The organism is Streptomyces sp. NPDC034037, assembly GCF_055575715.1.
In genome coordinates, this window is the sequence record NZ_JBVISC010000001.1 from 1,316,067 (window position 1) to 1,330,059 (window position 13,993).

Genomic DNA, 13,993 nt, shown 5'->3' on the forward strand with positions numbered 1-13,993 from the left:
TCCAAGCAGGCACTTTTCCGAGCAGAGCCGACCAATCAAGATCACTTACGGGTGGCCGCCGGGCGTGTTGTCGGTGGCAGGTGCGAGGATGCCTCCAGTACTGGCCGACGTGCCCGTGTGCGGTGGGGGGAATCACAGCGCGAGTCCCCGTGCCGGGCGCCCAGCGCAGAAGGGACCGCTGACGGCGATGCAGATCCGGCTGACCGTCCTCGGGCCGCGCAGCGGCCAGACCGAGCAGCAAGGCCGCCCCACGGCGGCGCCGGGGGTTCCCGGCGCCTGTGACGTCCTGGTCACCGCGCCCGCGGGGACCGCGCTCGCGGCGGTGGTCTCCGGCCTCGCCACGACCGTCGCGGGCAGCGAGGGCCCCCTCGTGCTCTACGCGGGCCCCGAGCGCCTCGACGCCCAGCGGTGCACGCTCGGCGAGCCCCCTTTGATCGACGGCGCGGTGCTCTCCCTGGGCGCGCCCGCCGAGCCGGGCCCCGAACCGACCGGCGCGGCCGCCCAGTTGCACGTGGTGGCGGGCCCCGACGCGGGCGGCGTCCACCTGCTGCACGGCGGCCAGATCCGCGTCGGTCGTTCCACCGAGGCGGACGTCGCGCTGGACGACCCCGACGTCTCGCGGCTGCACTGCGCGGTCACCCTCGCCCCGGACGGCCGGGTCACGGTAACGGACCTCGGCTCGACGAACGGCACGTCCGTGGACGGCAGGGAGGTCACCGACCGCCCCGTGCCGCTCGCGCCCGGCTCCCTGCTGCGGATCGGCGAGTCCGCCCTGCGCCTGACGGACGGCGCCCTCGGCACGGCCGCCGGCACCGGCGGCACCCTGGCGACCGCCCCCGACGGCGAGGGGCACGTGCGCGTGCGGGCCGCCGAGGCCCCGCAGCCCGCCTTCCCCGCCCCCTCCCACCCCACCGGCCCCGCCCCGCACGCGTACGGCTCGGGGAACTGGGGAGCGGCGGGCGGTGACGGCACGACCGGGCCGTACGGCGGCCTCCACCCCGGCGGCTCCCACGCCACCCCCCACGCCCCGACGGCGCACGACGCGGCACACCGGTCCCTGGAGACCCACGCCGGCACCCCGGGGGCGTACGGAATGCCCGGCGGCGACGCGCCCTCCCCCGGCGAGGGCGCCCGCCTCGGGACGCCGCTGCGCGGTACGACGGTGCCGCGCGGGCTGCGCAGGCGCGGCGGCCTCTCGGCCTGGGCGCGTCGCCTGACCGGCGGCCGGGACGGCGGCCAGGACCAGGGCGCGTACGAGGAGTACGAGCCGTACGACGGTGAGGCGGACGACGGTTTCGGCGCCCCGGAGCCCACCCCCGAGGAACTCGCCGTGGCCGCCGCCGCGCGCACGCCCGAGTCGTGGCCGGATCCCGCCGCCCTGCTGCTCGCGGCGCTCGGCCCCGGCCCCCGGCTGTGGGAGCGCGGCCCGGACCACCCGGAGGCCCTCGCGGTGCGGCTCGGGACGGTCGACCGGGCGGGGCCCGGCGATCAGGGCCTGCTGCCCGCCGTGCCCGTCACCGTGAGCCTGCGGGAGGCGGGCGCGCTCGGCCTCGCGGGGCCCAGGGAGCGGCTGACCGGCCTGGCCAGGGCCGTCGTCGCCCAGCTCGGCGCGCTGCACTCCCCGGACTGCCTGGAGATCGTGCTGATCAGCACGGACCGGGCCCGCACCACCGCCGAGCGCACCGAGGAGTGGGCCTGGCTCGGCTGGCTCCCCCATCTGCGGCCCACCCACGGCCAGGACTGCCGGCTCCTGCTCGCCTACGACCGCGACCAGGCGGCGGCACGCGCCGACGAGCTGATCCGCCGCCTGGACGACCACATCGCCGACGCGCGCGCCGGGGACGGCGCCCGCCGGGAGCCGGGCTCGCGCACGGTCGTCGTCGTCGACGGCGACCCCGGTGCGGCCGGGCTGCGCGAGGCCGTGGTCCGGCTCGCCGGTGAGGGCGCGCGGGCCGGGATCCACGTGGTGTGCCTCGCCGAGACGGCGGCGGCCTCGCCCGCCTCGCCGGTCCTCGACACCTACGAGGCGGCGTGCGCCGTCTCGCCCGCCTTCCGCGCGTGCGGCGCCGTCGCGCTGCTCAGCGGTGACGTGGCGACCGCGCTGCGGCTGATGCGGACGGCCGGCGGGCGCCCCGCCGGGCACGGCACCGTCGCCACCGTGGACGCGGTGTCGGCGGCCTGGGCCGAGCGGTTCGTCCGGGCCCTGGCGCCGCTGCGGACGGACGGCGCGGCCGGCGAGGGGCACGCGCGCGTGTCCGCCCCGCTGCCCCAGGCCGCCCGGCTCCTGGACGAGCTGGGGCTGGCCCGCGCCACGCCCGCCTCGCTGATGGCGCGGTGGGCGGCGGCCGCGGACGACCCGGAGGCGCTCGGCGGGCGGGTCCTCGCGGTGCTCGGCGCGGGCCCGCGCGGTCCGGTCGTCGCGGACCTCGCCGCCGACGGCCCGCATCTGCTCGTCGAGGGCCCCGCGGGCAGTGGGCGCACGGAGCTGCTGCGTTCGGTCGCCGCGTCCCTGGCCGCCGCCGAGCGGCCCGACCGGCTCGGCATCGTGCTCGTGGACGGCCGGGACAGCGGTGGCGGGGCCGCCGCCCGGCCGGGTGCCGGGCTCGGCGCCTGTACGGACCTGCCCCATGTCACCACCCACCTGGTGGCCAACGACCCGGTGCGGATGCGGGAGTTCGCGCAGTCCCTGGCCGCCGAGCTGAAGCGGCGGGCCGAGCTGCTGGGTCGGCTCGAATTCACCGAGTGGCACACCCAGCGCGAGGTGTCGGGACGGATGGTGAGCCAGCGCTCCCAGTCCTCCTCCCGGACGGGTACGGGAGCGGGCAGGGTCTCGGGAGCCGGGGCCACGAGCGCGTCCGGTTCCCCCTCCGTGCCCGCCCAGACGCAGGCACAGGCCTCCCCGGGGCAGGCACGGCCCCAGGCCCAGACTCCGTCGACGGCGCAGGCGCAGGCGCAGGCCAGGCCCACCGCGCGGGCGCACGTCCCCTCGGAAGCGCAGACGCGGCCCCGGGGCCAGACCTCCGCGGCAGCACCGACGCAGGCCCAGGACCAGTCCCCCGGGCGGGCGCAGGCCCCCTCGGATACGCGGGGCCGAACCCAGACCCCCGTAGAAGCGCAGGCACAGGCAGCGGACGGCGGCCTCGACGTGTCGTCCGGTTCCACCATGCGGCTGCGGCCCGCCGCGGCGCGGCAGCGGGTCGAGCCCGGCCCGCCGCTGCCCCGGCTCGTCGTGCTCGTCGACGACTTCGACGCGCTGCTCTCGCCCGCCCTCGGCTCCCCGGGGCGGCCCGCCGCCGGGTCCGTCGTCCGCGCCCTGGAGGCGGTGGCGCGGGACGGCGAGCGGCTCGGCGTCCACCTCGTGGCGACCACCGGGCGCAGCGAGCGGATGCCGGAGACCGAGCTGGGCCAGCGCGCCTCGCTGCGGGTGGCCCTCGACGCGGTGGTGCCGGGACCGGAGGAGCCCGCGCCCGGGCGGGGCGAGCTGCGCTCCCCGGACGGCCGGGCGACGCCCTTCCAGGCGGGCCGGGTCACCGGACGCATCCCGCGTACGGCGACGCTGCGGCCCACGGTCGTCCCACTGGAGTGGGAGCGGATGGGGGACCCGCCGGCCCGCCGGCCCGTCCGGGAGCTGGGGAACGGCCCGACCGACCTGGCCCTGCTCGCCAGCGCCCTGGAGCGGGCGGCGCGGTCGGTCTCGGCGGAGCAGGTGCCGTCCCTGCTGTGACCTCGCGGCGCCACCGTCCCGCCGGCCGTCCGGCGCGCCCGGCCCCATGGCCTGAAGGGGCGGGCGTTACCCGTGAGTTGGCGGGTACGTCAGTCATGTCCGGCCGGAGCGGGACCTGTTGGTGCCTCATGTCGTCAGTGAGGTGACAAAGCCCGGTACCTGAGAGTGACGGGACGTCACAACGCCATCACGATCTTCGAGTTGACACCGCAGGCCATCTTGCCGCCCCTCCCCGCCCGGGCGTAGACCAGTGCGCACGGGACTCGCCAGGGAAGAGAACGGGGCAGTGATGCGCAGCACTCTTCGCAGTACACGCAGGACACCGCAGCACCGGCGTACACGCGCCAGGATCGCCGCGGCTCTCGTCGCGGGGACGCTCGCGCTCACCGCCACCGCGTGCGGCGGCGACGACAAGGACGACGGCGAGACGGGAGGGAAGACCGGGGGCAAGGGCACCGGGGCCACGGTCGAGCTGCCCAAGCTGGAGGGGCAGAACGTCTCGGTGGCCGCGGTGTGGGGCGGCTCGGAGCGCAAGGTGTTCCTCAAGGTCCTCGACGAGTTCGAGAAGAGGACGGGCGCCGAGGTCTCCTTCGTACCCGCGCAGGACCCCATCATCAGCTTCCTGGAGTCGAAGGTGGCGGGCGGGGAGCCGCCGGACGTCGCGATGCTGCCGCAGGTCGGCGCGATCGAGCAGGCCGTGGCGAACAAGTGGGCCAAGCCGGTCGGCGCCGAGGCGCAGAAGCAGTTGGAGAAGAACTACGCGAAGGGCTGGCAGGACCTCGGCGCGGTCGACGGCAAGCAGTACGGCGTGTACTTCAAGGCGGCCAACAAGTCGCTGGTCTGGTACAACACGCGGGTCTTCGAGAACGCGGGCGTGAGCGAGCCGAAGACCTGGGGCGACTTCATGAAGACGGCCCAGACGATCTACGACTCCGGGGTGCCGCCGGTATCGGTGGCGGGCGCCGAGGCGTGGACCCTCACCGACTGGTTCGAGAACATCTATCTGTCGCAGGCGGGCCCGGAGAAGTACGACCGGCTCGCCCAGCACAAGATCAAGTGGACGGACCCGTCCGTGAAGGAAGCGCTGACGACGCTCGGTGAGCTGTTCGGCAAGAAGGGCTTCGTGGCGGGAGGCGCGGACGGCGCGCTCCAGACGGAGTTCCCCGCGTCCGTGAAGCAGACGTTCAAGGGCGGCGACCAGCCCAAGGCGGGCATGGTCTTCGAGGGTGACATGGTCTCGCTGCCGATCTCGGAGACGAAGGCGAAGGTGGGCACGGACGCCAAGGTGTTCCCGTTCCCGGCGGTGGGCGACGAGTCCCCGGCGGTGGTGGCCGGTGACGCGGCCGTGGCGCTGAAGGACAGCAAGGGCGCGCAGGCGCTGCTGACCTATCTGGCCTCGCCGGACGCCGCGCGGATCTGGGCCGAGGCGGGCGGGTTCCTCTCGCCCAACAAGAACCTCGACATGGGCGCGTACCCGAACGACGTGCAGCGCAACATCGCCAAGGCGCTCATCAAGGCGGGTGACGACATCCGCTTCGACATGTCCGACCAGGCGCCGCAGTCCTTCGGCGGCACGCCGGGCAAGGGTGAGTGGAAGGCGCTGCAGGACTTCCTGAAGAACCCGAAGGACGTCGAGGGGACGCAGAAGACGCTGGAGACGGCCGCCGCCAAGGCCTACAAGGACTGACGCGGTGACGTCCGTGCACGCCGGGGGCGACGCCAAGGCGGCGCCCCCGGCCCCGACTCCGCGCAAGAGCGTGACCGGCACCCGCACGACCCTGGCGGTGCTGTTCCTGCTGCCCGCCCTGGTGCTGCTCGGCGCGCTCGTCCTCTACCCGATCGGGTACTCGCTGTTCCGCAGCTTCTTCGACAAGTCGGGCGACTTCACGGCGTTCGGCAACTACGAGACGCTGTTCACCGACGACAGCATTCTGACCGCCATCAAGAACAACGCGATCTGGGTGGTCGTGGCGCCCACCGTCGCGACCGCGCTCGGCCTGATCTTCGCGGTGCTGACCGAACGGGTGCGCTGGGGCACGGCGTTCAAGCTGGTCATCTTCATGCCGATGGCCATCTCGATGCTGGCCGCGGGCATCATCTTCCGGCTGGTGTACGACTCCGACCCGGACCGGGGCGTCGCCAACGCGGTGGCGGTGACCGTGCACGACACGTTCGCCGAGTCCTCGGCGTTCCCGCAGGCGCACCCCAGTATGAAGTCGCCCCTCAAGAGCGCGGGAGGCGGCGCCTTCATCACCCGTGAGCCGGTGCGGGCGGGCACCCCGGTGGTGCTGCCGCTGACCGGCGTGGCGCCGGACACCATGCCGGACGCCGCGAAGCCGGCCAGGCCCGCGCAGGCCGATCCGGAGAAGGTCACCGGCACGGCCTGGCAGGACTTCACGCGCGGCAAGGGCCGGGGGAAGATCAACGCCCCGGACGCGGCGGAGTTCGGCTATGCCGGCATCACGGTCGAGGCGGTCAAGGACGGCGAGGTGGTGGCCTCCACGGAGGCGAACGCCGACGGTACGTTCGCGCTGCCGAAGGCCGCCGACGGGGCCCTGCTGCGCTATCCGGCGTCGAACTTCCGGGAGCCCTACAACGGGGTGGACTGGCTCGGCCCGTCGCTGATCACGCCCGCGATCATCGGTTCGTACCTGTGGATGTGGGCGGGCTTCGCGATGGTCCTGATCGCCGCGGGCCTCGCGAGCGTGCCGCGTGAGCTGCTGGAGGCGGCGCGGGTGGACGGGGCCAACGAGTGGCAGGTCTTCCGTCGGGTGACGGTGCCGCTGCTCGCCCCGGTCCTCGCGGTGGTGCTGGTCACGCTCATGATCAACGTACTGAAGATCTTCGACCTGGTCTTCGTGATCCCGCCGGGCTCCTCGAAGGACGAGGCGAACGTGCTGGCGGTCCAGCTGTACAACTCCGCATTCCTCGACAAGGACCCGGGGGTGGCGAGCGCCATCGCGATGCTGCTGTTCCTGCTGGTCATCCCGGTGATGCTGTTCAACATCCGGCGCATGCGGCGGGAGGGCAGGCGATGACCGCCCAGATCGAAGTGGTCAAGGCCAGGCAGTCGCTCGGCGGGCGGGTGGCGTCCTTGCTGGGGAGCACCGCGCTGCGGGTGTTCCTGGTGCTGGTCGGCCTGTTCTGGCTGATGCCGACGATCGGCCTGCTGCTCGGCTCGTTCCGCACGTCGGCGGACATGAGCGAGAGCGGCTGGTGGAAGGTGTTCTCGGCGCCCTCGCAGATGACGCTGGACAACTACGCCGACCTCCTGAAGGACGAGACGATCACCGACTCGATCCTGTCCAGTGTCATGATCACCGTCCCGGCGACGCTGCTCGTCGTGCTCATCGGCTCGCTGGCCGGGTACGCGTTCGCCTGGATGGACTTCCCGGGCCGGGACTGGTGGTTCCTCGGGGTCGTCAGTCTGCTCGTGGTGCCGGTGCAGGTGGCGCTCGTGCCGATCGCCGAACTCTTCGGCAAGATCGGCATCTTCGAGACCACGGTGGGTGTGGTCACCTTCCATGTGGCGTTCGGCCTGCCGTTCGCCATCTTCCTGCTGCGGAACTTCTTCGCGGAGATCCCGCGCGAACTCCTGGAGGCGGCCCGGCTGGACGGCGCGGGCGAACTGCGGCTGTTCCTGCGGGTGGTGATGCCGCTGGGGGCGCCGGCGATCGCCTCGCTCGGCATCTTCCAGTTCCTGTGGGTCTGGAACGACATGCTGATCGCCCTGATCTTCGCCGACTCCAAGAACCCGCCGATCACGGTGGCGCTCCAGCAGCAGGTGCGCTTCTTCGGCGACAACGTGCAGATCCTCGCGCCCGGCGCGTTCATCTCGATGGTGATCCCGCTGGCGGTGTTCTTCGCCTTCCAGCGGCAGTTCGTCTCCGGTGTCATGGCGGGCGCGGTGAAATAGGCCGGGGCCTGGGGAGACCCCCCCCCAGCGGCATGCGTACGGCGATCGAGGCGGCCCGCGTCCGGGCCGCCTCCTTCCGTCCGCGTCCAGGGCAGGCAAGACCGGCCTGATGTTCGACTCCGCGCGGCGACACGCGGCACCCCACTGCTCCGAGCGGATCGTTTCCGCTGCCCCGGCGGGAGAAACGGCCCGCGCTGCGGGCCATACGGGGTCACAGCGGGCAAAGTAGGCAAATGCACCGCATCGGGTTCCTGTCACCTCACCGCCCCGGGCCCCCGCCGCCCCTGGTCCGACGGCTGCGCGCCACCACGCGAAGCACACGGTTCCGGTTCGAGCGGGCCGCCGCGGGGCGGGCGCGCGGCGCCGTGCGGGCCGAGCCCCTGCTGACGCCCGTGCACCTCTCGCTCCGCGACAGCCGCACGCTCAACGTCGCCCTCGCCGCCCCGGACGCCGGATCCCCCGACCGGGCCCGGCTGCTGATCAGCCGTGGCGCCCGCAGACGGACCTTCCCCCTGGTCCTCGAACGGCACGCGGCCGGGCCGGCGCTGCTCACCGCCACCGCCACGCTGCGGGACCTGCGCGACGGCGTGTGGCGGCTCACCGTCGAGACCCGGGACGCCGAGGGCCGCGTACGACGACGGGGCCTGACGCCCGCCGAGGAGCCCGCGCCGCCCGCGACCCCGACGCTGCCGTACGCGCCCGACCCGCTCAGCGGGACCCTCGTACGGATCGTCAGGTCCCGCGGCGGACGGGCCGTGCTCCAGGCCACCCGGTCGCGGCCCCGCGCCGAGCTGGCCTGGTTCGAGCCGCGCGGGGACGGCATCACCGTGCACGGCCGCCTGGTCGGCGCGGCGCTGTCCACCGGGCGCGCACAGGCCGTGCGGCGCAGGGACGGCGTCGTCGTGCCCGCCGAGGTGGCCGGGCGCGGCGCGGCGTTCACGCTGCGGGTGCCGCTCGGTGCGATGGCCGGGGCCGGTCCCGGGCAGTGGGTGTGGGACTTCCGGGTGGCGGGGCTGCCGCTCGGGCGGTGGCTGACGGACGTGCGGGACCCCTCGGCCGCCTATCCGACGCCCTTTCGCGTCTTCGCCCTGCCCGACGGCGCGCTGGTGCGGGCGCACGCCCACTTCACCGGGACGGGCGCCTTCGCGGTGACGTGCCGGGACATCACCGACCTCACCCGCGAACCGGCCGGGCCCCGCACGGACGGGCCCACCGGCCGCACGGACGAGCCCGCCGACCACCCGGACGGGCCCACCGGCCGCACGCGCGAGCCCGCGAAGGAGACCTCATGAAGATCACGTACCTGCTCGGCTGGGGCGACGAGATGGGCGGCACCGAGCTGGCCACCTACACCCAGGCCAAGCACCTCGCCGAGCGCCCCGGCATCGAGGTCGAGGTCGTCTCCGTCTTCCGCACCCGCGCCGAGCCGTTCTTCCCCGAGGCGCGCGCCCTGCCCGTGCGCTACCTCGTGGACCGCACGGCGACCCCCGCCCGCCCGGTCGGGGACTCGGAGCTGGACGACGCCGCGTGCCGCACCCTCGCCGCGCTGCCCAGCGAACTGATCAGGCCCGCCTGGGAGGACACCTTCGACCGGCTCTCCGACATCGAGCTGACCGCCGCGCTCACCGCGCTCGACACCGACGTCCTGGTCAGCACCACGCCCGCGCTGCTCGCCGCCGCCGTGACGCTGGCGCCCGCGCGCGTCGTCACCGTCCACCAGGAGCACCGCCCCACCCAGCGGCGCGGCCCCTCCGGCGAGCCGCTGCTGCTGCACGCGCCGCGCCTGGACGCCCTCGTCACGCTGACGGAGCGCACCCGCGACTGGATCGCGGAGTCCCTCGGGCCCACCGCGCCCGAGCTGGCCGTCATCCCCAACGCCGTGCCGGACGGCTTCCGGCCGCGCGCGGACGGCGAGGGCAAGGTCATCGTGATGGCCGCCCGGCTGACCGGCGAGAAGCGCGTCGACCACGCCGTGCGCGCCTTCGCGCAGATCGCGGGCGCGCATCCCGACTGGCGGCTGCGGATCTTCGGCAGCGGCCACCGCGAGCGCCACCTGCGCCGCCTGGTCGACGGGTTCGGCCTGCACGACCGCGTCGAACTGCTGGGGCCCTGCCAGGACATGGCCGCCGAGTGGGCCAAGGCCGGCCTGAGCCTGATGACCGCCGGGCACAACGAGGCGTTCCCGCTGGTGCTCCTCGAAGCGCTCGCCGCCGGGGTGCCCGTGGTGGCGTACGACGTGCTCACCGGGCCCGCCGAGATCGTGCGCCACCGCGTCGACGGGCTGCTCGTGCCGCCCGGCGAGGTCGACGAACTCGCGCGCGCCATGGACGAGTTGCTCGGCGACGACGCGACCCGGCGGGCGTACGCGCGCGCCGCCCGCGAGGGCGTCTACGCCCGCTTCTCCTCGGCGGACGTCACCGCCCGCTGGGAGGAGCTGTACACGCGGCTCGTGGCCGGGCGGGAGCGGCCGCGCCGCCTTCGCGGGCGCGCGGACCGGGTGGCGCTCGGTGTCGCGTCCGGCGGCTGCGGCTTCAGGCCCACCGCCCCGCACACCTTCGACGCCGCGGCCGCCGCCGACGAGCGGGCCCGCGAGGACGAGATCATCGCCGCCGACACCACGGGCCGCGTCATCCGCTCGGTGGGCCGCCTCGCCGAGCGGCGCGACGACGTCCTCGCGCCGGACATGGCGCGGTGGAACCTGCGACTCACCGCGTCCGCCCTGGAGGCCGAGGACGTGCCCTACGTCCTGGTGCGCACCCCCGACGGCACCGCCCACACCCTGGCCGTGGCCGCCGACGACCGGAGCCGCGCCCTCAAGGCGCTGGCCGGGGCGCTGCGCGGACAGCCCGTCTACGCCGAGCTGGTCAACCCGCGCGACGCGGCGCCCGGCGCCGTCCTCGCCGAGCGCCTCGACGCCATCGGCGACCTGTCCGGCGTCAAGGTCTTCAAGCCGGTGACCACGACGACCCTGTCGCTGCGGCACGGCGCGGGCCTCGCCTGCACGGTGGCGTTCTGGCCGAGGGCCGCGCCGGGGGTGCCCGGCGCCGGGGCCGCCGAGGGCTTCCGCGCGCCGTTCGGGACGACGCTGGCCGGCGCGGAGCTGCCCTCGCTCACCCCGACGGCGACGCTGCGGGTGGGGGACCGCGCCTATCCGACCCTGCGGATCTTCACCGAACTCCTCGTCAAGGACGTCGACTTCCCCGTCGACGCCGTCTACACCTGGGTCGACGACTCCGACCCGACGTGGCGGGCCCTGCGGGACGCGGCCCGGGGCGGCCCGGGGCAGGAGTCGGCGGACGACGGCGCCGTGCGCTACCGCAACCGCGACGAGCTGCGCTTCAGCCTGCGCTCCCTGGCGATGTACGCGCCGTGGATCCGGCACGTGTACCTCGTCACGGCGGGCCAGGTCCCCGACTGGCTCGACCACGACCACCCCGGGCTCACGGTCGTGGACCACCGCGAGCTGTTCGCCGACCCCGAGGCGTGCCTGCCGACCTTCAACTCGCACTCCATCGAGTCGCAGCTGCACCGCGTCGAGGGCCTGTCGGAGCACTTCCTGTACTTCAACGACGACATGTTCCTCGGCCGCCCGACCACCCCGGACACCTTCTTCCTCAGCAACGGCCTGGCCCGCTTCTTCTGGTCGTCCGCGTCCGTGCCCGCCCTGCCCCTGGCGCCGGACGACGAGGGCTATCTGGCGGCGGCGAAGAACAACCGCGAGCTGCTGCGCCGCGCGTTCGGCAGGACCACGACGCACAGCTTCTTCCACGTGCCCTACGCGCTGCGCCGCAGCGTCCTGGCGGAGATCACCGAACGCTTCCCCGAGGAGCTGGCGGCCACCGCCCGCAGCCGCTTCCGCTCCGTGGGCGACCACTCGCTGGTCTCCTCGCTGCACCAGCACTACGCGTATCTGACCGGGCGGGCGGTGCCCGGCTCCATCTCGTACGACTTCGTGGACATCGGTGACCGCGCCGACCACGCGCGGCTCGGCCGGCTGCTGCAGAACCGCGACCGGACGGCGTTCTGCATCGGCGAGTCCCCCGACAGCGGCATGGCGGACGAGGAGATGGCGCTGGCCATCCGGTCGTTCCTGACGGCGTACTTCCCGGTGCGCTCGCCCTACGAACGCTGAGCGGGGGCCAGGAAGAGCCGCCGTACGACGCGTTCGGCGGCCCGCCCGTCGTCGTAGGGGCAAAAGCGCGCCCGGAACGCGGTGCGCAGCTCCGTCGTGCCGGGGGTGTCCCAGCCGCCGTCGCGGAACAGGTCGGCCAGCTCGTCCTCGGTGGTGGCCACCGCCCCCGGCGTCTCGCCCGGCCGCCCGGACAGCAGGTCGAAGTAGGTGCCGCGCGCCAGGCGGTAGGCCTGCCAGTCGGGGGCGTACGTCACGATCGGGCGGTCCAGGCAGGCGTAGTCGAACATCAGCGAGGAGTAGTCCGTGACGAGCGCGTCGGCGGCGAGGCACAGGTCCTCCACGCGCGCGTACCCGGTGACGTCCACGAGGCCGGGGTGCGGGTCGAGCCCGGCGTCGCCGCCGTAGAAGTAGTGGGCGCGCACGAGCACGACGTAGCGGGGGCCGAGCCGTTCGGCGAGGCGCCTGAGGTCCAGGCGGGGCAGGAAGCCCTTCTGGTAGTCGCGGTGGGTGGGCGCGTACAGCAGCACGGTCCGGTCGTCGGCGATGCCGAGGTGTTCGCGGATGCGGGCGATCTGCTCGTCGTCCGTCGTGAAGTACACGTCGTTGCGCGGGTAGCCCGCCTCCAGCGGCTGGTAGGCGGTGGAGGGGTAGACGCGCTCCCAGACCTCCGTGGAGTGCGGGTTGGCCGAGAGGCTGAAGTCCCACTGGTCGGTGTGGTCGAGGACCTTCTGGAAGCTGATGCCGTGCGTCCCGGCCGGGTAGCGGCGCTGGTCCAGGCCCATCTTCTTCAGCGGGGTGCCGTGGTGGGTCTGGAGGTAGACCTGGCCGGGGCGCTTGGTGAAGCCGCCGGGGAAGCTGGAGTTGTTGACGAGGTACGTGGCCCTCGCCATCGCCTCCCAGTAGCGCCGGGAGCCTTCGACGACGTACTCCACCCCGGGGGGCACCTTGTCCTGGTGGCGTCCGGAGACCACCCACACGCCCCGGATGTGCGGGGCCAGTTCGCGGGCCTTGGCGTGGATGGCGGCGGGGTTGCAGGAGACGGCGCGGTTCCAGTAGGCGCCGTAGACCGCGAGGTGCGGGTCCAGGGAGCGGTACAGGTCGGCGCGGTAGGCGGCGCGCATGGCGCGGGCGCGCAGCTTCTTCTTCTGCCGCCCGAGGTGCCGGGTGACGCGCAGGCGCCGCGACTCGGCCTTGCGCAGGCCCTCGTGGGCGGCGAAGGAGGCGGCGGCGAGGGCCTTCTCGCCGGGAGTGCGGGGCTCGGTGCTCGCGGGCGCGTAGGTGCGGTGCAGGCGGGCCGCCTCGCGGAAGAAGTCGCGCCGGTCGCCCGCGCGGATCCGCCCGGGGTCGTCGAGGACGGCGAGGAGGTGCGCGGCGGCGTGCGGCAGCAGCCGGGCGCGGTCGTCGGGCCCGGCGGCGGCGAGCAGCTCCTCGTACCGCTCGACGAGGGCGAAGTGGTGGCGGCCCGGCGTCGTGGAGAAGCTGCCGCCGCGCCGCTCGCGCCAGCGCACGCAGCCGCGGTCGAGGACCGCGAGGCGCTCGCCCGCGCGCAGGGTCGCGGTGTGCACCGGCACCACGTCCTCGTAGGCCCCCTCGGAGAAGGCGAGGTGACGCGCGCGCCAGAACTCGCGGCGGAAGACGCGGTTCCAGGCGGCCGGGGGGAGCGCCAGGGGCCGGCTCGCGTCGGGGGTGCCGCCGGGGCGGACGGTGTCCCACCAGTCGACGCGGTCGTGGCCGAGGAGCAGCACGTCCGGCTCGCCGTGTCCGGTGAGGGCCGCGTCGATGGCCGCGAGGGCGCCCGGCAGCAGGAGGTCGTCGCCGTCGAGGAAGAGGAGGTGGTCGCCGGTGGCGCGGTCGGCGCCGGCGTTGCGGGCGGGGCCGGGGCCCGCGTGGGCGGCCAGCCGGATCAGTCGCACGCGCGGATCGCGCTGGGCGTACTCCCCGGCGATCGCGGCGCAGGCGTCGGGCGAGGCGTCGTCGACGACGAGCAGTTCGAGGTCGCCGAAGGACTGGGTGAGCACCGAGTCCAGGCACTCCCGCAGGTAGCCCTGGACGCGGTGGGCGGGAACGACAACCGAGAAGCGCGACATGTCAACCGACCGTAGTCAGCCGGACACCGCCTGTCGAAGACCTGCCGTCACTCATTGGGGTGGAAGGCGGTGGAGAAGCTGACCGTCGGGAGCGGGCGGAGGGCAAAGGGGGATAAATATGCCCGTACTCTCAC

General features: G+C 74.4%; 7 protein-coding genes. 6 read left to right on the plus strand and 1 reads right to left on the minus strand.

All coding sequences use genetic code 11. From position 1 onward, the window contains the following. Positions 1 to 187: 187 nt before the first annotated feature. The 6 genes from ACZ516_RS05795 to ACZ516_RS05820 all read left to right on the plus strand — a co-directional run bounded on the left by ACZ516_RS05795 (position 188) and on the right by ACZ516_RS05820 (position 11,772). A complete protein-coding gene (locus ACZ516_RS05795) occupies positions 188 to 3,724 on the plus strand; it encodes an FHA domain-containing protein (protein WP_469008657.1) in 3,537 nt (1,178 codons plus the stop codon). Positions 3,725 to 4,013: 289 nt separating this feature from the next. Then, on the plus strand, positions 4,014 to 5,411 hold the full coding sequence (locus tag ACZ516_RS05800) for an ABC transporter substrate-binding protein (RefSeq protein ID WP_469008658.1): 1,398 nt from the start codon (positions 4,014 to 4,016) through the stop codon (positions 5,409 to 5,411). 70 nt (positions 5,412 to 5,481) lie between these two features. Then, positions 5,482 to 6,762 (plus strand): carbohydrate ABC transporter permease, encoded by a 1,281-nt coding sequence (locus ACZ516_RS05805; protein WP_469008735.1) that lies wholly within the window; start codon positions 5,482 to 5,484, stop codon positions 6,760 to 6,762. Further along, positions 6,759 to 7,640, plus strand: coding sequence for a carbohydrate ABC transporter permease (locus tag ACZ516_RS05810; protein ID WP_358589961.1), 882 nt, complete (start codon positions 6,759 to 6,761; stop codon positions 7,638 to 7,640). Before ACZ516_RS05805 ends, ACZ516_RS05810 begins: the two co-directional genes overlap by 4 nt. 233 nt (positions 7,641 to 7,873) lie before the next feature. Next, entirely contained in the window at positions 7,874 to 8,932 is a 1,059-nt protein-coding gene (locus tag ACZ516_RS05815; RefSeq protein ID WP_469008660.1) for a hypothetical protein, read from the plus strand. Then, positions 8,929 to 11,772, plus strand: a complete 2,844-nt coding sequence (locus ACZ516_RS05820; RefSeq protein WP_469008661.1) for a stealth conserved region 3 domain-containing protein — start codon at positions 8,929 to 8,931, stop codon at positions 11,770 to 11,772. Before ACZ516_RS05815 ends, ACZ516_RS05820 begins: the two co-directional genes overlap by 4 nt. Here ACZ516_RS05820 and ACZ516_RS05825 read toward each other — a convergent pair. Then, positions 11,760 to 13,859: a bifunctional glycosyltransferase/CDP-glycerol:glycerophosphate glycerophosphotransferase gene (locus ACZ516_RS05825; protein WP_358585968.1), complete on the minus strand. Its 2,100-nt coding sequence runs from the start codon at positions 13,857 to 13,859 to the stop codon at positions 11,760 to 11,762. The genes ACZ516_RS05820 and ACZ516_RS05825 overlap by 13 nt on opposite strands. Positions 13,860 to 13,993 lie beyond the last annotated feature (134 nt).

Excerpts from the sequence above, each read along its gene's own strand:
- ACZ516_RS05795 (WP_469008657.1), top strand. The coding sequence starts at position 188 with ATGCAGATCCGGCTGACCGTCCTCGGGCCGCGCAGCGGCCAGACCGAG.
- ACZ516_RS05800 (WP_469008658.1), top strand. The coding sequence starts at position 4,014 with ATGCGCAGCACTCTTCGCAGTACACGCAGGACACCGCAGCACCGGCGT.
- ACZ516_RS05810 (WP_358589961.1), top strand. The coding sequence starts at position 6,759 with ATGACCGCCCAGATCGAAGTGGTCAAGGCCAGGCAGTCGCTCGGCGGG.
- ACZ516_RS05815 (WP_469008660.1), top strand. The coding sequence starts at position 7,874 with ATGCACCGCATCGGGTTCCTGTCACCTCACCGCCCCGGGCCCCCGCCG.
- ACZ516_RS05820 (WP_469008661.1), top strand. The coding sequence starts at position 8,929 with ATGAAGATCACGTACCTGCTCGGCTGGGGCGACGAGATGGGCGGCACC.
- ACZ516_RS05825 (WP_358585968.1), bottom strand. The coding sequence starts at position 13,859 with ATGTCGCGCTTCTCGGTTGTCGTTCCCGCCCACCGCGTCCAGGGCTAC.